Source organism: Streptomyces sp. NPDC055287 (genome assembly GCF_053646035.1).
The window spans coordinates 233,315-254,258 of record NZ_JBSHNE010000003.1; the positions used below are offsets into that span (position 1 = coordinate 233,315).

The 20,944-nt window shown below is 71.0% G+C and carries 7 protein-coding genes; 2 read left to right on the plus strand and 5 right to left on the minus strand.

The features are described 5' to 3' along the window. Nucleotides 1-64: 64 nt before the first annotated feature. The 4 genes from ACWIHY_RS07235 to ACWIHY_RS07250 all read right to left on the minus strand — a co-directional run bounded on the left by ACWIHY_RS07235 (nucleotide 65) and on the right by ACWIHY_RS07250 (nucleotide 17,277). Nucleotides 65-274 carry an MbtH family protein gene (locus tag ACWIHY_RS07235; protein WP_454374627.1) on the minus strand — a complete coding sequence of 70 codons (210 nt, stop codon included), beginning with the start codon at nucleotides 272-274 and terminating at the stop codon, nucleotides 65-67. Further along, complete coding sequence (locus ACWIHY_RS07240; RefSeq protein ID WP_454374628.1) at nucleotides 271-14,631, minus strand: amino acid adenylation domain-containing protein; 14,361 nt, start codon at nucleotides 14,629-14,631, stop codon at nucleotides 271-273. Before ACWIHY_RS07240 ends, ACWIHY_RS07235 begins: the two co-directional genes overlap by 4 nt. A gap of 49 nt (nucleotides 14,632-14,680) precedes the next feature. Then, a complete protein-coding gene (locus ACWIHY_RS07245) occupies nucleotides 14,681-15,727 on the minus strand; it encodes an iron-siderophore ABC transporter substrate-binding protein (protein ID WP_454374629.1) in 1,047 nt (348 codons plus the stop codon). A 197-nt stretch (nucleotides 15,728-15,924) separates the two neighbouring features. After that, the gene (locus ACWIHY_RS07250; protein WP_454374630.1) at nucleotides 15,925-17,277 is read right to left on the minus strand and encodes a lysine N(6)-hydroxylase/L-ornithine N(5)-oxygenase family protein; all 1,353 of its coding nucleotides are present in this window, start codon (nucleotides 17,275-17,277) and stop codon (nucleotides 15,925-15,927) included. A gap of 250 nt (nucleotides 17,278-17,527) precedes the next feature. Between ACWIHY_RS07250 and ACWIHY_RS07255 the strand changes: the two genes are divergently transcribed. Both ACWIHY_RS07255 and ACWIHY_RS07260 read left to right on the plus strand, forming a co-directional pair. Next, entirely contained in the window at nucleotides 17,528-18,475 is a 948-nt protein-coding gene (locus ACWIHY_RS07255; RefSeq protein ID WP_454374631.1) for a methionyl-tRNA formyltransferase, read from the plus strand. Between the two features lie 397 nt (nucleotides 18,476-18,872). After that, nucleotides 18,873-19,970: a MarR family transcriptional regulator gene (locus tag ACWIHY_RS07260; RefSeq protein WP_454374632.1), complete on the plus strand. Its 1,098-nt coding sequence runs from the start codon at nucleotides 18,873-18,875 to the stop codon at nucleotides 19,968-19,970. 101 nt (nucleotides 19,971-20,071) lie between these two features. Here the strand turns inward: ACWIHY_RS07260 and ACWIHY_RS07265 are convergent, their stop codons facing one another. Beyond that, nucleotides 20,072-20,803, minus strand: coding sequence for a DUF2470 domain-containing protein (locus ACWIHY_RS07265; protein ID WP_454374633.1), 732 nt, complete (start codon nucleotides 20,801-20,803; stop codon nucleotides 20,072-20,074). Between the last annotated feature and the right edge of the window lie 141 nt (nucleotides 20,804-20,944).

The following is a 20,944-nucleotide window of genomic DNA, read 5'->3' on the forward strand; positions in this document are numbered from 1 at the left end:
CGGCGATTGCCGGGGTCCTCCCCTGTTCAAGGTCGAGATCTTCGCTGCCGCGTCGGCTCGCCGGTCAGGTTTGCTGCGCGATGAGGCCGGCCGGCCTCAGGTCCGTCCAGTTGGCCTCGACATGGGCCAGGCACGCTTCTCGCGTGTCCTCACCGAAGACGGTCCGCCACCCCGCCGGTACCTCGGCGAAGGACGGCCACAGCGAGTGCTGGTTCTCCTCGTTGACCAGGACCAGGTAGCGGGCCTGCGGGTCCTCGAACGGGTTGGTTGTCATACGTCGTCACTCCTCATGGACATTACGGTGAACAGCTCCGAGAGCGGCTGTTGCGAGTCGGCTGCCGCATTGCGCAGCAGCACCTGAAGTTCGTCGGCCAGCTGCTCCGCCTTCGCACGGCCGAGCAGCTCCGTCGCGTAGATCAGCGCGCAGTGCACCGGCCCGTCACCGCGCGGCTCGTAGAAGCTGAGCGTCAGCTCCGCCTTCGCCGAGCCGGTCGGTACAGCGTCCAGCGAGCCCACGCCGCCCTCGAGTTCCGCCAGCTGTGCCTGCTCATGGTGGATCACCATGACCTGCGGTCCCGCGGGCGGGAGGCCGGTCGCCCGTACGACGTCGTCGAACGGAACGTCCTGCCGGTCCAGCGCGCTGAGCGTCGTCTCCCGCACCCGGGTCAGCAGCTCGGCGAAGGTCGGGTCCCCCGCGGTGTCGGTGCGCAGCACCACGGTGTTGAAGAAGCAGCCGACGAGTTCGGCCAGCTGGTCGTCGCCCCGGCCGGCCACCATGGTGCCGATCGGCAGGTCGGTGCCCGCGCCGTGGGCGGTGAGCAGCGCCGACAGCGCCGAGTGCAGCACCATGAACATGCTGGTGCCGGTCGCCCGCGCGAGGTTGTCGACAGCGGCGTGGAGCTGCTCGTCGAGTACGAATCCGACGTGGTCACCGCCATGCCCGGCCAGGTCTGGCGCGGCGGGACGCGGCCGGTCTGTCGGCAGCGCAAGCTCATGCGGTACGTCCTCCAGCGCCTGCTGCCAGTACGCGAGCTGCCGGCCGCCCGGGCTGTCTGGGTCGGTGAGGTCGCCGAGCACCTCGTGCGCCCAGTGGGTGTAGTCGGCGTAGGTCACCGGCAGCGGCTCCCACCCGGGTTCCCGGCCATGCGTCCTGCACTCGTACGCCGTGGTGAGGTCGCGGAACAGAGGCACCACCGACCATTCGTCCACGGCGAGGTAGTGCATGGTCAGCAGGACCGCCTGGGTGCCGTCCGCACCAGTGAGCAGCCGGGCCCGCAGGGGTGGTTCCCGGGTGAGGTCCGGGGCCTGCGCGGCGAGTTCGGCCAGCCGGACGTCCAGATCGGCGCAGTGCACCCGTTCCAGGGCCGGGGGTTCGGCGGCCTGCTGGCGGACGGCTCCGTCCCGCTCGGTGAAGACGGTGCGCAGCGGCTCGTGCCGCGCCACCACGTCACCCAGCGCGGCTGACAGCGCGCCGGTGTGCAGCCCTCCGGGCGAGCGCAGCACGAGTGCGTGGTCGAAGCCGGAGTGCCGTCGGTACGAGGACCACTGCCACCGCTGTACGGGGGCGACCGGCAGCGGAAGACCCTCCGCGTGCTCGACCGGGCGCAGCGGCGGCCGGGCGGCCGATGCTCCGTCGAGTTTGGCAGCGATACCGGCGACGGTCAGCGCGTCGAAGACGTCCCGGATGCTCAGCTCGACCCCGAACTCGGAGCGGATCCGGCCGAGCAGCCGCATCGAGGCCATCGAATGGCCGCCCAGGGCGAAGAAGTTGTCGTGGATGCCGACGTCCTCCAGCTTGAGGATCTCGCCGAACAGCTCGGCCAGGCGGGCCTGCGTCCCGGTGGCCGGGCGGGCGTCGCCGGTCATCGCGGACCAGTCGGGCGCGGGTAGCGCCTTGTGGTCCAGCTTGCCGTTGGGGGTCAGCGGCAGCGGGCCGTCGAGCGGCACGACGAGGGCGGGCACCATGTACTCGGGCAGAAGCCCGGACAAGTGGGCCCGGATCTCCTGCGGGTCGAAGGTGCCGTGCCCCGGGGCGACGCTGCTCTGTTCCGGGACGACTCTGCTCTGCTCCGCGACGACATAGGCGACAAGCCGGACGATGTCGCCGTCGTGGTCGGGCACCACGGCGGTCTGGCTGACGGCGGGGTGTCCGGCGAGCGCGGCCTCGATCTCGCCGAGTTCGATGCGGAAGCCGCGGATCTTGACCTGGTTGTCGACCCGGCCGAGGAAGTCCAGGTTGCCGTCGCGGCGCCAGCGGGCGCGGTCTCCGGTCCGGTACATCCGGCTGCCGGGCGGGCCGTACGGGTCGGCGACGAACCGCTCGGAAGTGAGCCCGAACCGGCCGAGGTACCCGCGGGCCAGTCCGCGTCCGGCGACGTACAGCTCACCGATCACGCCCGGCGGGACGGCCCCGAGGCGGTCGTCCAGGACGTAGCAGAGCGTGTTGGGGTCCGGGATGCCGATCGGCACGCGGCCGCCCGGCAGGGTGGCTGTGTGCCGGGACGGGGAGCGCCAGAGTGTCGAGTTGACGGTGGCCTCGGTCAGTCCGTACGCGCAGATCAGGTTGGCGGTGGCACCGAACCGCTCGAAGAGGTCCGGCGGCACGGTCTCGGTGCCGACCAGGATCGTCGACCCCTCGGGCAGCTCGCAGCCGGCGGGCAGGGCCGACACCAGGGACGGCGGCAGGATCATGTGGCTGATCCCGTGATCCGCCAGGAAGTCGGTGAGCGCCGGTCCGGCGACACGTGCCTCGTCGGAGATGAGCACGAGTCGGCCACCGTGGCACAGCGCCATGGACAGTTCGAAGACGAAGACGTCAAAGCCGATCGACGCGAACTGCAGTACCCGGCTGTCGCGTTCGAGACCCATCCGGTCGACCGCCGTGGCGACCAGGCTGGAAATGCCCTCGTGCGGGAGGACGACACCCTTGGGGCGACCGGTGGAGCCGGAGGTGTAGATGACGTACGCGGCCTGGTCCAGGCCGACGGGCAGGCCGGCCGGCGCGGAATCGGACAGCCCGGCGAGTTCGGTGACGGTCCCGGGGGCGTCGAGCAGGACGACGGGGACGCCGGCCACGTCGGGGATCTTCCCGGCCACCGGCTCGGTACCGACCACCAGGGCCGCCCGGGAGTCCTCGATCATGTAACTGAGCCGGTCCGCCGGGTGGGCGAGGTCGAGCGGCAGGAACGCGGCGCCGAGCTTCAGAGCGGCCAGCACCGTGGCGACCATGTCGACCGACCGGGGGACGGCCACGCCGACCACGCTCTCGGCACCGACCCCGCGCGCGGCCAGCAGCCGGGCGATCCGGTTGGACCGGGCGTCCAGCTGGGCGTAGCTGACCTGGGTGGACCGGTCCACGACGGCGACGGCGTCGGGCTGTTCGGCGACGAGCCGGTGGAACAGGGCGGGCAGCGATGCCTCCTCCACCTCGCGGGCGGTGGCGTTGAAGCCCTCCAGGACCAGACGGCGCTCGTCGCCGGAGAGCACGTCGGCCGCGGAGACGGGCTGTTCGGGTGCGGCGGCGACTGCGGCGACGAGGAGCCGCAGCCGCTCGCCGAGCAGCTCGGCGGTCTCCTGGTCGAACAGTTCGGTGGCGAACTCCAGGCGGCACACGAGGGAGCCGCTGTCGCGGTCGGCCGATGTCTGCTCGGTGAAGCTGAAGACGAGGTCGAACTTGGCCGAGCGGATCCGGAAGGGCACGTACGCCACGTCCAGGCCGGCCAGATCCAGTTCGCCCTCGGCGCGGTTGTGGTAGCCGACCATCACCTGGAACAGCGGGTTGCGGGCGAGCGAGCGGGTCGGGTTCAGCTTCTCCACGACGGACTCGAACGGCACGTCCGCGTGGGAGAAGGCGGCCAGGTCCGTGTCGCGGACCCGGGCCAGCAGTTCGGTGAAGCTGGGGTCGCCGCTGAGGTCCGTCCGCAGCACGAGCGTGTTGACGAAGAACCCGACGAGGTCGTCGAGGGCTTCGTCGCCGCGTCCGGCGATGGGCGAGCCGAGGGGTATGTCCGTGCCGGCGCCCATGCGGTGGAGCAGGGTGGCGACGGCCGCGTGCACCACCATGAACATGCTGACGCCGCTCTCCTTGGCCAGCCGCTTCAGGCCCTGGTACGCCGGGGCGTCGAACTCGATGTCGAGTTCGGCTCCGGCGAAGGCCGGTCGGGCGGGCCGGGGACGGTCGGTCGGCAGCTCCAGTTCCTCGGGCGCGCCGTCCAGAGTGGTCCGCCAGTACTCCAGCTGCTGGGCGGACAGACTCTGCCCGTCGGCCGGGTCACCGAGCAGTTGCTGCTGCCAGAGCGCGTAGTCGGCGTACTGGACCGGCAGCGGCTCCCACCGGGGCGCCGTGCCGGACCGGCGGGCGGCGTAAGCGGCGGCCAGGTCGCTCAGGAACGGCCGGTCCGACCATTCGTCGGTGGTGATGTGGTGCAGGAGCAGGACGACGACGTGATCGTCGGGCGCCACCTCGATGACGGTCGCCCGCAGCGGGAGCTCCGTGGCGAGGTCGAAGGGGCGGTTGACGGCGGCGTCGACGAGCGCGGCCACTTGGTCCTCGCCGGCCCGCAGGTGCTCCACCGGCGGGTGGGCCCGCTCGATGGGCAGGACGTGCTGGTACGCGTGGCCGTCGCGCTCGGTGAAGACCGTACGCAGGGCCTCGTGGCGGGCCGTCACATCGGCGAGCGCCGCCCGCCACCCGTCCAGGTCGAGCGTGCCGCGCAGCCGCATCACGAGCGGGAAGTTGTAGGCGGCCGAGGTGCACTCGATCTGCTGGATGACCCACAGCCGCTGCTGGGCGTGGGAGAGCGGCAGCTCGTCCGGCCGCTCTCCGGCGGTCAGGGCCGGGCGCCGCGCTGCCTGCGATCCGGCCGCCCGTTCCACGAGTGCGGCGACGGTCGGTGCCTCGAAGAGGTCGCGGATCGCCAGCTCCGCCGAGAGGGCGGTACGGGCCCGGCTGACGAGCCGGGTGGCGAGCAACGAGTGGCCGCCGAGCTCGAAGAAGTCGCTGTCGATGCCGACGCTGCCCTCGGCGAGTCCGAGGACCTCGGCGAAGAGGGCGCAGAGGGTCTCCTCCCGCGGCGAGCGAGGCGGGCGGCTCGTGCTCGGCCCGGCGAAGTCCGGGGCGGGCAGGGTGTTGACGTCGAGCTTGCCGTTGACGGTCAGCGGCAGCGTCTGAACCGCGACCAGCGCGGCCGGGACCATGTAGTCGGGCAGACCGGCCTTCAGGTGCTCGCGCAGCCGCTGGACCAGGGCCTCCCCGGCCTCCGTACCTTCCTCGGGTACGACATAGCCGACCAGGCGCTTCGTCCCGGCGCTCTCCGCCACGACGACCGCCGCGTGCGCGACCTCGGCGTGCGCGGCCAGGGCCGAGGAGATCTCGCCCAGCTCGATCCGGTATCCGCGGATCTTGACCTGGTCGTCGGTACGGCCGAGGAAGTCGATCAGGCCGTCCGGGCGCTGCCGGACGAGGTCGCCCGTACGGTACATCCGCTCACCGGGGGCGCCGAACGGGTCGGCGACGAACCGCTCGGCCGTCAGGCCGGGCCGGTCGTGATAGCCGCGGGCCAGGCCGGTGCCCGCGATGTACAGCTCACCGGGGCAGCCCGGCGGAACCGGGCGCAGCATCGAATCGAGCACATAGGCCCGGGTGTTGCGGATCGGCATGCCGACGGTCGGGGTGGCACTGTCCGCCGTGGACCCGCCCAGGGTGTTGATCGTGTACTCGGTCGGCCCGTACAGGTTGTAGCCGTACGTGCCCTCGGTGCGGCGCAGCCGCGTCCACACCGCGTCGGACACGGCCTCACCGCCGAGCAGGACCAGAGCGGGCCGGTGCTTGCCGGCACTCTCGTCGTGGTCGAGCAGGCCCTCCTCGATCAGCAGCTGGGCGTAGGTGGGCGTCACATTGACCACGTCGACGTGGTGCCGGTCGCAGTACGCCACGAGGGCTTCGGCGTCGCGTCGCAGCTCCTCGTCGCAGACGTGGACCTCATGCCCCTCCACGAGCCAGAGCAGCTCCTCCCAGGACATGTCGAAGGCGAAGGAGACGGTGTGCGCGATGCGCAGGCGCCGTCCGCCGGCCGAGGCGATCGCCGGGTCGAAGATCTCCTTCTGGTGGTTGAGCTGCATGTTCGTCAGGCCGCGGTACGGGGTGACGACACCCTTGGGCCTGCCGGTCGATCCGGAGGTGTAGATGACGTACGCGGGGTGGTCGAGCCGGTTCGCCACGCCGTGCGCGAACGCGGGCCGCTCGGTGTCGGTGATCTCCCCGGAGGGGAGGCCGGCGAGCTCCGCGGCGACGGCGGGGTCGTCCAGCAGGACCTCGGGGGCCAGGGCTCCCGCTTCCCCGCGCAGCGTCGGCGCGACGGCCGCCACGGACAGCAGGCACATCGGCCCGGTGTCCTCGACCATCAGGCGCAGCCGGTCGGCGGGGTGGTCCAGGTCGAGCGGCAGGTAGGCCGCGCCGGTGCGCAGCACCGCGAAGAGGGCCACCACCATTTCGATGGAGCGCGGCAATGCCAGGGCGACGACCTTCTCCGGTCCCGCGCCGCGCGCCAGCAGCAGCCGCGCCAGCCGGTTGATCTCCGCGTCCAGTTCGGCGTAGGTCAGGGTGCGGTCCCCGAAGACCAGCGCCACCGTGTCCGGTGTACGGGCCGTCTGGACGGCGAGCAGGTCGGCGATGGTCTCGTCGGTCACCGGGTCGCGGCTGTCCGCCCAGTCGGCGGCCAGGGCGGCGCGCTCGTCCGGCAGCAACAGATCGACGCCGCAGGTCCGGGCGGTGATCCCGGCCGGGGCATGCCCTGCCGAGGCGGAGAGGGCCTCGGTCAGCCGCTCCAGGACGGTCGTGTACCGGGTGAGGATCGTGGCCGCTTCCTCGGCGCCGAACAGGTCGGGACGCGCCGCGAGGGTCACTCGCAGCCGGGTCTCGGGGGTGACGATCAGAGTGAGCGGGAAGTGGGTGCCGTCCACGTTCGAGACGTCGACGATGCCGTGCCGCTGCTTCAGCGCGGCCGCCCGGTCCTCGCCGTCGGCCGAGCGCAGGACGAACAGGGTGTCGAACAGCCGGCGGTGGCCGGTCTCCTGCTGCAACGCACCGAGGCCGACGTACTCGTACGGCATGACTGCCGCACGCTCCGACTGCATCCGCCGCAGGAGGCCGAGGAGAGACTCACCCGGGTTGAAAGCGACCCTGGTCGGGACCGTGTTGAGGAACATGCCGATGATGCCGGCCACATGCGGGATGTCCGTGGGCCGCCCGGCGACCGCCGTGCCGAACGCGACGTCGCCGCGGCCCACGACCGCCGACAGCACCAGGCCCCAGGCGGCGTTCAGTACCGTGTTGAGGGTGAGTCCGTGGCGGCGGGCGAGCGTGCGCAGCCGGTCGCTGGTCTCCAGCGACAGCACCGCGTCGAGGTCCGCCGGGATCACCGGGTCGCCGTCGCGCCCGGCCGGCGCCACCAGGGTCGGCTCGTCGAAGCCGGCGAGCGCACTGCCCCACGCCGCGAGGGCGGCGGCGTTGTCCTGCTCGTCGAGCCAGGCCAGGTAGTCGCGGTAGGAACCGGGGAGCGGGAGCCCGGTGTCGTCACCGGCCCGCTCGTACAGCGTGAACAGCTCCTCCAGGAACAGCCACGCGGACCACCCGTCCCAGAGGATGAGGTGGTGGGTGACGACGAGCCGGTCCCTGCCGTCGGCCAGCCGGATCAGCAGCAGTCGGCAGAGCGGCGGTGCGGCGAGGTCGAAGCGCTTCTGGCGGTCGGCTGCCAGGAGTTCGCCGACCCGCTCCTGCTGGTCCTCGGCGGGTACGCCGGCGAGGTCGATCTCCGTCAGCGGGATCTGGGCGCCGTCCACGATGAACTGCACCGGTCCCGGCAGGCCGTCGCTGGTGAACCCGGCACGGAGACCGGCGTTGCGCGCAAGGAGCGTACGGCAGGCCGCGCGGAGGCGGTCGACGTCGACGCGGCGGTCGAAGTCCAGGGTCTCCTGGGAGAGATAGACGTCGAGCGCCCCCAGGTCGTAGCTGGCGTGAAAGTACATGCCCTCCTGCAACGGCGAGAGGGGCCAGACGTCGGCGACCGGCAGCCCTGCCAGGGCCTCCACGTGGGCGTTCTCTTCCGGGGAGAGCGACAGCCCGCCCAGCGGAGCCGTGACCTTCTCGGGTACGCCGGACGCGGCGACCAGCTGGTCGAGCAGCGCCTGCAGCGCGGGGTCGACCGCGGTGCCGGACTGCTGGGCCAGCATGGCCCGGAGGGCGGCGGCGGCCTGCCCGGCCTCCGCGGCGGCCACCGTCACGCCCGGACGTCCGGCGGATGCCTGCGGCCCGTCCTGTGCTCCGGCGGCGGGCGCGGAGGCCGCGTCGCGCCCGGCGACGGCGGCGAGCGCGGCCGGGGTACGGCCCTCGAAGACATCGCGCGTGCTGATCTTCATTCCTCTCTCACGGGCCCGGGTGGCCACGGCAATGGAAGTGAGGCTGTCGCCGCCCCGTACGAAGAAGTCGTCATCCGCGCCGACCCGGGGCACCCCGAGAACGGCCGCGAAGATCTCGCAGAAGGCGCGCTCCCCCTCGTCGCGCGGCTCGCGACCACCGGTCCCGGCGGCCACGACGGGCGCGGGCAGGGCGTTCTGGTCGAGCTTGCCGCTGGGAGTCAGGGGCAGCGCGTCGAGCACCACGACGGCGCCGGGCACCATCGTCGCGGGCAGCGCGTCGCTCAGCGCCGAACGCAGGGCGTCGGCGTCGGGAGCGCCCACAGCGAGGGCGCCAGCACCCCGCGTCGCGGGCACGGCGTAGCCGACGAGTGCGCCGTCGCGGACGATCACGGCCGCCCCCACGACACCGGGCTGCGCCGACAACGCGGCCTCGATCTCACCGAGTTCGATGCGGTTTCCGCGGATCTTGACCTGCCGGTCGGTGCGGCCGAGGTACTCGACGGCTCCGTCCGGACGCCGCCGGACCAGGTCACCGGTCCGGTACATCCGCTCACCCGGGGCGCCGTACGGGTCGGCCACGAATCGTTCGGCGGTCAGGCCGGGCCGGTCGTGATAGCCGCGGGCCAGCTGGACCCCGGCGAGGTACAGCTCACCGGGCACCCCGTCGGGAACCTGACGCAGGAAGGCATCCAGCACATGGAGCCGCGTGTTCCACACCGGCCGGCCGATCGGTACGGAGAGCTCGTCGTCGCCCTCGTAGGGGTACCAGGTCACATCCACGGCCGCTTCCGTGGGCCCGTAGAGGTTGTGCAGGGGCACCGGGCCGCGCTCGGAGCGGGTGGTCAGCTCCCGCCAGCGCCGAGCGGCCTCGCCGGTGAGTGCCTCCCCGCTGGAGAAGACGCGGCGCAGGCTCGCCGCCCAGTCCGCAGCGCCCGTCCGGGCCTCCATGGCCTGGACGAACGCGGCCAGCATCGAGGGCACGAAGTGCAGCGTCGTGATGCGTTCCGCCCGGATCAGCTCGGCCAGGTAGCCGGGGTCCCGGTGACCGTCCGGACGGGCGAGAACGACCGTCGCCCCCTCCACGAGCGCCCAGAAGAACTCCCACACCGATACGTCGAAGCTCGACGGGGTCTTCTGCAGCACCCGGTCGTCGGCGTCGAGTCCGTACTGGCCCTGCATCCACGCAAGCCGGTTGACGATCGCCCGGTGCGTCACCGCGACGCCCTTGGCCCGCCCGGTGGAGCCGGAGGTGTAGATCAGGTACGCGGGATGGTCGAGGTCCGCCTGTGCGACCGGCAGGTGGGGGCCGTCATGGGCGTGCTCGGCGTTCGCCACCTCCTCGGCGTCCTCGGCGTCCTCGGCGTCCTCGAGGACGAGCCGCTGGAGACCGGCGACCTCGGGCAGCTGCCCGGCCACCGCGGCGGTGGTGACGACGGTGCGTGCGCCCGAGTCGGCGAGCATGAACGCCACCCGGTCGGCGGGGTAGTCCGGGTCGACGGGCAGATAGGCGGCGCCCGACTTGAGGACGCCCAGGAGCGCGACCATCAGTTCGACCGAGCGCGGAACGGCGACGGCGACGAACTGCTCCGGGCAGGCGCCTCGGGCCCGCAGCTGTCGGGCGAGGAGTCCGGCACGCCGGTCGAGCTCCTCGTACGACAGCGTGGTGTGCTCGAAGACCACGGCGGTGGCCTGCGGTGTCCGCGCCGCCTGCGCGGCGAAGAGGGAGGCGAGTGTGGCGTCGGGCACGGCGTGGGCGGTCGCGTTGAGCTCGCCCAGGTGCTCGTGCTCCCGTACGGACAGCAGGTCGATCCGGGCGACCGTCCGGTCGGGGTCGGTCACCACGGTCCGCAGCAGCGACTCGAACCGGGCGGCGAGCGTGGCCACCGCCGGCCGGTCGAGCCGTGCGGCATCGTGCTTGAACCGCAGTGCGAGCCGGTCGCCCGGCTGGACGATCAGCGCCAGCGGGTAGTGCACGGCGTCGAACACCTCGACGTCGGTGATCTGCGGCGTGTCCGCGCCCGGCTCGGGCAGACTCTCGGCCGGGTAGTTCTCGAACACCACGAGAGTGTCGAAGAGTTCCCCGCCACCGGCGATCCGCTGGATGTCGGCGAGACCGAGGTGCTGGTGGTCCAGCAGCGCGGCGTGCTCGTCCTGCATCCGCCGCAGCAGCCCGGTGAGCGAGTCCTCGGGCCGCGTGCGCACCCGCGCGGGGACCGTATTGATGAACAGGCCCACGGCCGAGGCGAGGCCGTCGACCTCGGTGGTGCGTCCGGAGACCGTGGTGCCGAACACCACGTCCGAGCTGCCGGTGAGGCCGCTCAGCAGCAGACCCCAGGCACCGTTCATGACGCTGCTGAGGGTGAGGCCGTGCGTACGGGCGTAGGCGGTCAGGTCCGCGGTGAGCCCTTCGGGCAGTCGGATGTCGATGTGCTCCGGGCGGGCCGGCAACGTGCCGTCGTTCGCCGCGGTGTCCGGCGTCGCGACCAGCCGCGTCGGCCCGGCCAGACCGGACAGCGCCACCTGCCAGGCTCCGTGCGCCGCGTCGCGGTCGCGGGCGGCCAGCCAGGACAGGTACGCGTGCGGGGCGGCCGGGGGCGGAAGTTGCTCTTCCCGGTACGCCGCGAGCAGTTCGCGCAGCAGAACGGCCACCGACCAGCCGTCGGCGATGATGTGGTGCAGGGTCAGCAGCAGTCGGCAGCGACGCCCGTCCCGGATCAGGGTGGCGCGCATCAGCGGCGGCCGTGCGAGGTCGAACCGCTCGGTCCGGTCCGCCCGAAGCAGCTCGGCCAGTGCGGTCTCGGGTACATCGGCCTCCCGCCACGGCAGCGTGACGTGATCGGCCAACTGCTGGACGACCTGTCCACCGGGGAGCTGCCGGAACGACGCGCGCAGCAGCGGGTGCCGGTTGAGGAGCTCCTGCAGGGCACCCCGCAGCCGGTCGGCGTCGACGGGCCCCGCGAGCTCCAGCAGCTCCTGGACCACGTAGAGGTCGGCGGCCTGCTCGTCGAACTGCGCGTGGAAGAAGAAGCCCTCCTGCAACGGGGACACCGGCAGCGCCGTCTCGTCCAGCGCCGCCCTGGCCGGCGCCACGGGGCCCTCGCCGGTGACCGCGCCCGCCGCGGCGGCGAGCGCCGCGACCGTGCGGCTACGGAAGACGTCGCGGGGGGTGATCGCGAGGCCGGCCGCCCGGGCGCGGTTCACCAACTGGATCGCGACGATGCTGTCGCCGCCGAGTTCGAAGAAGCTGTCGTGGACACCCACCGAGGGCAGTCGGAGGACCTCGGCGAACAGCTCGGCGAGAGCGGCTTCCGTCGGCGTCGTCGGCGCGGAGCCGCCACCTGTCGCGGTCCACTGGGGCTCGGGCAGCGCACGCGCGTCGAGCTTTCCGTTGGGGGTCAGCGGAAGGGGTCCGTCCAGTACGACGACGGCCGACGGCGCCATGAAGTCGGGCAGCGTGCCGGCCACCTGTGCCCGCGCGTCCGACACCGCCGCATCGGCCTCCGCGCCGTCCGCGCCGACCAGGTAGGCGACGAGACGCTTGGCTCCGCGGTGGTCCTCCCGTACGAGGACGGCTGCCTGGGCGATGCCCGTGCATGCCATGAACGCGCTCTCGATCTCGCCCGGTTCGATCCGGTGGCCGCGGATCTTGAGCTGGCCGTCCGCGCGCCCGAGGAACTCCAGGTTGCCGTCGGCGCGCCAGCGGACGTGGTCGCCGGTGCGGTACATCCGCGCGCCGGGTCCGCCGAACGGGTCGGCGACGAAGCGTTCCGAGGTCAGCCCCGGCCGGCCGAGGTAGCCGCGGGCCAGGCCGCGCCCGGCGACGTACAACTCGCCCTCGACGCCGACGCCGACCGGATTCAGCGCCGCGTCGAGCACGTAGCAGCGGGTGTTGGGGTCGGGGCGGCCGATGGGTACGGGACCCTGCCAGTCGGGGTCCGCGGTCCACAGGGTGGAGTTGACCGTCGCCTCGGTCAGTCCGTACGCGACGACGACCCGCAGGCGCCCGGCCCAGCGGACGATCAGTTCGTTCGGCACCGCCTCGGTGCCCACGACGAGCACCGCGCCCTCGGGCAGTTCGCAGTCCTGCGGAAGCGCCGCGACCAGCGACGGCGGCAGGATCATATGGGTGGCCAGGTGCTCCTCGATGTAGTCCGTCAGGCCCGGCCCGGCGACCCGGCGCTCGGCGGGGACCACGACGACCCGGCCGCCGACGCACAGCGACATGATCAGGTCCCAGACCGTCACATCGAAACCGACCGAAGCGAACTGCACGACGCGGCTGTCCGCCTCGATACCGATCCGTTCCGTGGCCGTCGCGATCAGGCTGCCGACGCCGTCGTGCGTGACGACCACGCCCTTCGGACGGCCCGTGGAGCCCGAGGTGTAGATGACGTACGCGGCCTGGTCGAGGACGACCGGGACTCCCGGGTCCGAGTCGTCGGCCGAGCCGAGCTCGGCGACGGTGGATGCCTCGTCGAGCAGTACGTGGGCGACCGTGTCCATCCGCGGCAGCTCGCCGGCGAGTTCGCGCGTCGTGACGACGGTCCGCGCCCCGGCGTCGGAGAGCATGTACGCGATGCGGTCCTGGGGGTGGTCCGCGTCCAGCGGCAGGTACGCCGCCCCCGCCTTCATCACCGCCAGCAGGGACACCACAAGCTCCACGGACCGGTCCACGGCGACAGCCACGACGTCCTCACGGCGTACGCCCCGCGCGGTCAGGAGGCGTGCCAGCCGGTTGGCGGCAGCGTTCAGCTCCCCGTAGGTCAGCTCCCGGTCCTCGCACACGAGCGCCACGGCGTCCGGCGAGCGGCGGACCTGCTGCTCGAACGCGGCGGGCCAGGACAGTTCGGGCACCTCGCACGGTGCGGCTCCGAACTCCTCGAGCAGCAGGGCCCGTTCCGCTCCGGCCACCAGCTCGATGCGGGCGAGAGGGCGGTCCATCCCCGCGGCCATCGCGTCCAGCAGCAGGAGGAACCGGCGCTCGTGGCCGGCCAGCGTCTGCGGGTCGCACACGTCCGCGTCCGCGTCGAAGTCGATACGGACGCTGTCACCCGCGTGGAACTCGCTGAAGGTGACCGCGAGATCGCTGACCGGACCGAGCCACACGGGGTGGATGTCGGTCCGGTGATCGCCGAAGCGCAGACCCTCGCCACGGGGCAGGATGTTGACCGTCGGCCCCACCAGCTCCTGCACCCCGTCGACCAGGCCCAGGTCCCTGGCCAGGTCCTCGGCGCGGTAGCGGCTGTGTACGACGGCCCCGGCGATCTCCTGGCCGACTGCCTCGACGAGGCCGGCCGAGGTCATGTCCCCGCGGACGGCGACGCGCAGCGGGACCACGTTGGACGCCATGCCGGGGACGTCCTTCGACTCGGAGTCCAGCCGGGCGGTGACCGGCAGGCCGAGTACGAGATCCCGCTCGCCGGTGACCCGGTGCAGGTAGGCGGCCACGGCCGCGACCAGCAGCCGGGTCAGACGGACGCCCGCGCCGCGCGAGGCTTCGCGCAGCCGGCCGGTGCGCTCCGGCGACAGCTCCACCGTGCGCCGTACCCGTCGCGTCATCGGCGCCGACGCGCGCTCGACCAGGCGGACGGGCTCCGGGCGGTCGGCCAGCCTGTTCAGCCAGTACGCGCGGTCGGTCCGGAACAGCTCGGACGCCCGGTACGCGCGGTCGCAGTCGACCAGGCGGGGCAGCTCCCAGTGGGTCGTACCGGCCGCCTCGCCCGCCGTGTAGAGGTCGCCGGCCCGTCGGGAGATCAGCGCGACCCCCGCGCCGTCGAGCACGATGTGGTGGTAGCGCTGGTACCACAGGACGCGGTCCTCGCCGAGGCGGAGCAGCGCCTGGACGAACAGCGGACCGCCGGCGAGGTCGACGGGCCGGCCGCGGTCGGCGTCCATCCAGTCCGCCGCCGCGGCGTCGGGGTCCGGCTCGCAGCGCAGATCGATCAGAGTGACGTCGACGGGGAACGGCGTGGGTATCTGCCGCGCTCCCGCTTCCTCGGGGGTGATGCGCACATGCAGGCATTCGGCCTCCTCGACCGCCCGCCGCACGGAGGCGGCCAGGCGGTCCAGGTCGGTGTCGCCCCGCAGTTCCAGGAAGAAAGCGATGTTGTAGGCCGAGCTGTCGGGTTCGATCTGCTGGGCCAGCCAGATGCCGGTTTGGGCACCGGTCACGGGTATCCCGCTCGCGGATGTCCGGTCGGACTCGGCATCAAACATGGTCGGATCGCCTTCCCTGGTCATGCGTCGTTCGTCGGTGGTGGAGCGGTTACTTGACGGCCGTCAGCAACGGCTCGATCTCGTCGATCGCGTACGGGATCGACAGGACCGTGTTGAAGGAGAACGCCGCGCCGACGTCCGGGTCCTGGTAGGGGACGAACAGGTCGCGCTTCTCCTGGGAGACGTTCAGCTTCTTGTAGAACGCCTCGGCCTTGATCCGCTTGTTGGCCTCGGTGCTGGAGGTGACCCAGACGAGCCGGTCGACGTCGAGTACGTCCAGCTTCTCGGCGCTCAGCTCGGCGGTGTTGAAGCCCGGCTTGGCCAGCTTGTCGATCTCGGGCTTCTGCTTGAACCCGAGCTCGGAGAAGAAGATCGACTTGGGGTCGGTCCTGGTGAACGCCGAGTACTTGCCCGCTTCGAAGCTGTCGGCCACGGCCAGGGTCTTGTCCGCGAACTCCGGGTGCTTCTCGCGGACGGCCTTGAATCGCGCGTCGACGTCCGAGATCTTCTTCTCGATCTCGGCCTCCTTGCCGAGCGCCTTGCCGATCTGCTTGGTCATGACCTGCCACGGCGCCGCGTAGTCGGCGTGGCCCTTCGGCTGGGCGACGACCTTGGCGATCTTGGACAGCGTGTCGTACTGCTCCTTCTTCATGCCCGAGTACTGAGCGATGATCAGATCCGGCTCGAGGGCCGCGATCTTCTCCACGTTGTACTCGTCCCGCTCACCCACGATCTGCGGCTTCGTCGAACCCCACAGCTCCTTGGTCCACGGCCACTTGCCGTACGGCGTCTCCTTGAACCAGTCGACCGCGCCGACCGGCTTGACGCCGAGCGCCAGCACCGCGTCCTGATCGGACAGGCCGAGGGTGACGACCTTCTTCGGCTCCTCCTCGATCTTCGTGCTGCCGTACTTGTGCTCGACGGTGACGGGGAAGGTGCCGGCGGAGGCGCCCGTCTTGTCGGCCGACTTCGTGTCGTCCTTCTTGGCGTCGTTGCCGCCACAGGCGGTCAGGGCCAGCGCGGCGGCAACGGCGACGGCCGCGCTCGGCAGCCTTCTGACGTATCCATGCTGCAGGGGACGTGGTCCAGCGGACACGATGGTTCCTTTCACGGGGTTTCACAGAGCGAGTCCCGCCCGTCCGAGGTCTTCCAGGGGAACGGGCAGGACTTGGGTGCGGGGGGTGGGGACAGAGGTGTGCTGACTCGTCGACGGCGTGGCCGCTACTTCATGGCTTGCCACGCCCGACCGGCCGGAACGGCCGGCGGGCAGGCGTCTGATGCGGAGTGGCCGGGCTAGAGGGGCGTGCTGACCTCGTCGGCGGGGTCACGGAGCCGGCCGACGGTGGGCTCCTTGCTCCGGTCCACGATCGAATCGAGGATCTCGCCGACCCTGATCGCGGTGTTCGACAGGAGGGAGGACGTGATGCCGTGCGTGTGCTCGGTGCCGCCCTGCAGGTAGATGCCGCAGCGCAGTTCGGGATCGGTGGCGACGCGGTAGTCGCGCTCGACACGCACACGTCCCGCGTCGTCACGATGGCACTGCTCCCCGACCTCGCCGAGGAGCCCGAGGGCGTCGGCGGACCGGTAGCCGGTGGCATAGACCACCACATCGGCGTCCAGGGGGGTCTTCTCTCCGGTGACCAGCGACTCGACCGTGGTGCGGACCTTGTCCGGGGTCTCGACGACGTCGGCGAGCCGGGACACGTTGAGGAAGCGCAGACGCTCGGTGCCCAGGACCTTCTCCTGGTACGCCTGGCGGTAGAGGTCGTCGATCAGGTCGATGTCCACCACGGCGTAGTTGGTGTTGCCGTGATAGCCCATCAGCTTGCGCTTGATCTCGTCCGGCGCCGTGAAGTAATCGTCGACCGCTGCGGGGTCGAAGATCCGGTTGGCGAAGCTGCTGTCGTCGGCGGGACTGTAGCCGTAACGGGCGAAGACGGCGCAGACCTCGGCCTCGGGGAAACGGCGATGCAGGAAGGCCACGTTCTCGGCGGCGCTCTGGCCGGCTCCGACCACGATGAAGCGGGACGGCTGGGCGTCGTCCAGTCCATCCACGCGGGCCAGCAGGTCGGAGGTGTGCCAGATCCGGTCCGTCCGGTCGACACCCTCGGGCATCTGCGGCCGCAGACCCGTGCCGATCACAAGGTTGCGGGCCCGGTGGACCACGACCTCGGACCCCGAACGGGCCGTCACATCCACGTACTCCACAACTCCGTCGCGTACGACGGGCCGCACGGCGACGACCTCGTGCCCGTAGGACACCATGTCGTCCACCTGGGCCGCGGCCCACTCGAAGTACTCGTGGAACTCGACCCGGAGCGGGAACAGGCTCTTGCCGTTGACGAAGTCGACCAGCCGCCCCTTGCTCTGCAGGTAGCACAGGAAGCTGTACTCACTCGACGGATTCCGCAGCGTTACAAGGTCCTTGAGGAAGGACACCTGCATGGTCGCGTCGTCGATCAGCATGCCGCGGTGCCAGCCGAAGCGCGGTTGCCGCTCGAAGAAGTGAGCAGTGACCGCCTCCTGCCTGCCGACGCGTGCGTTGTGCTCACTGAGCGCTATCGCCATGGCCACATTGGACGGCCCGAAGCCAATTCCTATGAGGTCGTGGATCGGTGGTGCGTCGTCAGGAAGAGCCTGTGACATGTCACTCCCATCGTGCGGGGCAGCCGCTTGTCAGGCGTTGGGGAATGCGGGAGCAGGGCACACCGGCGGAGCGGCGGACCGAGCGGAACTTAGGTAAAGCTAACCTCATCTGGCGAACCTGTCGACAGGGCAAAACGGGCAAGTTGAGAGCTACGGGCGCCAACACCCCTCAAAATTCGGCCCGTTGCATCCTTAGGTAAGGCTTGCTTTACTTGATGCCGGTCCATCGCTGTTTCTGAGGAGGAACCCCATGCGGGTCGTCATGTTCGGTTATCAGACCTGGGGCCACCGCACCCTGCAAGCTCTCCTGGACTCCGAGCACGACGTGGTGATGGTCGTGACGCACCCCAAGAGCGAGCACGCGTACGAGAAGATCTGGAGCGACTCGGTCGCCGACCTCGCCGAGGAGCACGGCGTACCCGTACTGATCCGCAACCGCCCCGATGACGAAGAGCTGTTCGCCGCCCTGAAGGCGGCCGACCCGGACATCATCGTGGCGAACAACTGGCGGACGTGGATCCCTCCCCGCATCTTCGGCCTGCCCCGCCACGGCACCCTGAATGTGCACGACTCGCTGCTGCCCAAGTACGCGGGCTTCTCCCCGCTGATCTGGGCGCTGATCAACGGCGAGCGTGAAGTGGGCGTCACCGCCCACATGATGGACGGCGAGCTCGACGCCGGTGACATCGTGGTGCAGCGCGCGGTGGCGGTCGAGCCGACGGACACGGCCACCGATCTGTTCCACAAGACGGTCGACCTCATCGCCCCGGTCACGGTCGGCGCACTCGGCCGCATCGCGGCCGGCGAGACCGAGTTCACCAAGCAGGACCGGTCACAGGCCAGCTTCTTCCACAAGCGGTCCGCCGAGGACATCCGGATCGACTGGAACTGGCCGGCCGCCGACCTCGAGCGCCTCGTGCGCGCCCAGTCCGCCCCGTATCCGAGCGCGTTCACCCATCACAAGGGCAAGCGCCTCGAAATCCTGACCGCCGTTGTGTCCGAGGGCCGCTACGGCGGCACGCCCGGCCGCATCTTCTACCGCGAGGGCAACGGGGTGGTGATCGTCGCCGGAGCCGACGCCCGCACCGGCCGCAACCACGGCCTGGCCATCACGCGCGTGCGCACCGAGGACGGCGAGGAAATGCCCGCGACCGACTACTTCTCCTCGATGGGCGGCTACCTCACCAGCCGTCCCTGACATCAGGGAATCAACACCCGTGCCCACAGCGCGTACAGCGCGGCCGCTGTACCGCCTCATCTGACCCTCGTCGATCTGTCGGAGCTTCTCAAGGCCGACGCAAGCGTCAAGTGCCGCACCCCGGGGCTGCGTTGGGCCGACCAGTCTGCCGACCGGCCCTGCCATGGTCCCCTGGGCCGATCGGTCGTCGCCGCCGAGTGGATCATCCGATCCACTCGGCGGCGGTACTTTCTCGGCGCGGCGCTGCCGAATACCACCGCATTGTTGATCAACCATTCCCAGGCAATCCTGGTTAGGCTAACCTAAATTCGTGTGTGCTTTTCAGCCCCTGTGGATGCATGCGACAGGCGATGCGTCCACGGCCCTGAAGGGGCCGATCGGACCGGAGGGAAGAGCGATGGAGCAGCCGACCGTCTCGGGGGCGGTTCACGACCCGTCAGGCGCCAAGTTCACCATTGTCGGCGTATCCAACATGCCGACCGACTGGGCTCAGGTCTTCCGTGCCGTCGCGAATGGCGACCTGGACATCGCGATGCTGGCGGAGGGGGGCCACGACGCCGGGCGTACCGCCGCGCGCGGCTCGTCCAACCCCGCGGGAACGTTCAACGCGAGCGGCGGCCAGGCCAAGGTCTCCGGCTCGCGGCCCATGAGCATGACTCCGCCGGGCGTGCTGAACCTCAACGCGTACCTCATGTATGCGACAGGCAAGGCCGCGCGACGCAGACTCACCGAGAGGCTGACGGCCCACGGAATGCGGCTGTGGCACCTGACCGTACTGTCCCTGCTGGCCGACCTCGGCCCCCAGTCCAAGGGGGATCTGGCGGCCCGTCTGGACATGAATCAGAGCGACCTGGTCAAGATCACGAACGACCTGGAAAAGGCGGGCTACGCCGACTGCGCCCGCGACCCTGCCGACCGTCGCCGGGTCGAGGTCACGCTGACGTCCGAGGGCAGGTCCGCCCTGACCTACCTCAACGCCGACATCTCCGCCGTCGACGACGACCTCCTGGCCCCCTTGACCGAAGCGGAACGCGCCCAACTCGGCGCCCTGCTGCGCCGCTTGCACGCACATCTCGAACCGGCCCCGTCGAGCGTCATCCGGGGAAGCGCCGAATTGAAGCAGGGCCCGACCCGCGCCGGCTCCTTACGCAAGCACTCCATCGAGGACAGCCGTATCGACTGGAATCTGCCCGCCGAAGAGGTCTTACGCCTCGTGCGCGCCCAGTCCCACGCCCACCCGAGCGCCTACACCCACTACAACGGCAAGCGCCTCGAAATCCTGGCCGCCACCGTTTCCGAAGGCCAATACAGCGGCAGCCCCGGCCACATCTCATGGCGCGAGGACGACGGAGTGGTGATCGTCGCCGGAGCCGGCGCCCACACCAGCGGCACGTACGGCCTCGCCATCACCCGTGTACGCACCGAGGACGGCGAAGAAATGGCTGCGGCCGACTACTTCCGCTCCACGGGCGGCCACGTCACCACCGACAACTGACCGAAGGGCGCCGGGCCTACGCCACGCCGGGACGAGCAGCGGCTGCGTCGATCGCCCTCTCGTCGTGGCAGCTCTTTTCGGCCCCCGGGGCCCTGATGCGATCATGGTCGGCTCGGCGACCCGTGCCGACGGCAGCAGGCGCGTGCGGCCGCGAGGAGTTCCTGGATCCGACCGCCGGCCTCTGCGGCATCACTGAGTGGAGCGGCGAAGGACAGCCGCACGTCGTGGTGCGCGTTGGTGAGTTCGAGCCGCAGCGTTATCCCGTACCGGTCGAGTGCCACCGGAAGGACGCGCCTCACTCCCTGGACGAGCCGCAGGTCCACGAGTCGGGTGAGCAGGGCCACGACGTCGCTGTGGTCGTCGACAAGGTGGGTGAGCATGTCGGCCTCGTAGGCGGCCAGGGGATCGGCGCAGGCCAGGGTGAGTTCGTCGAGCCCGACGGTCGCCGCTCCTCCCGCTGTTTCAAGTTCGGCGTGCGCGAAGTCCAGACGCAGTTCGACGCCGGGCTCCTCGGAGGTCCCACCGACCGGAGCGAACCAGCCGGTGAGCGTCACGCGGGCGCGCACGCGGGCGCGCACCGCCATGGGTGCGATGTCGGTGAACCTCAGCACCGCGGCCACGATCCCGCGTGGCGCGAGGGCGACCTCGGCGGCCAGCACACCATCGTCCGGCACTCGCAGCATCAGCCGCCCCCTCTCGTCCAGGGTGTGCAGGCCGGCCAACGCGCAGGAGTGTCTGTCCGTGACCACCGTCAGCGATCCCGCCGCCGCCACCACGGTGCGGACTCGCTCGCCGTTGGTCGGCCGGACCGCGCACGCGCCCGTAACATCCATCCGAGCCACCCTCCAGGTTAAGTTAGGCTTACCTAAGTTAATCCGGATGGATCTCGGTGTCCAGTCCCCCGCCAAGCCGATGCCAATACGTGGCCCCGGCCCCGCGATCCGTCGATACTGGGCTCAGCCGATCAGGACGCC

Excerpts from the sequence above, each read along its gene's own strand:
- ACWIHY_RS07235 (WP_454374627.1), bottom strand. The coding sequence starts at position 274 with ATGACAACCAACCCGTTCGAGGACCCGCAGGCCCGCTACCTGGTCCTG.
- ACWIHY_RS07240 (WP_454374628.1), bottom strand. The coding sequence starts at position 14,631 with ATGTTTGATGCCGAGTCCGACCGGACATCCGCGAGCGGGATACCCGTG.
- ACWIHY_RS07265 (WP_454374633.1), bottom strand. The coding sequence starts at position 20,803 with ATGGATGTTACGGGCGCGTGCGCGGTCCGGCCGACCAACGGCGAGCGA.
- ACWIHY_RS07255 (WP_454374631.1), top strand. The coding sequence starts at position 17,528 with ATGCGGGTCGTCATGTTCGGTTATCAGACCTGGGGCCACCGCACCCTG.
- ACWIHY_RS07250 (WP_454374630.1), bottom strand. The coding sequence starts at position 17,277 with ATGTCACAGGCTCTTCCTGACGACGCACCACCGATCCACGACCTCATA.
- ACWIHY_RS07260 (WP_454374632.1), top strand. The coding sequence starts at position 18,873 with ATGGAGCAGCCGACCGTCTCGGGGGCGGTTCACGACCCGTCAGGCGCC.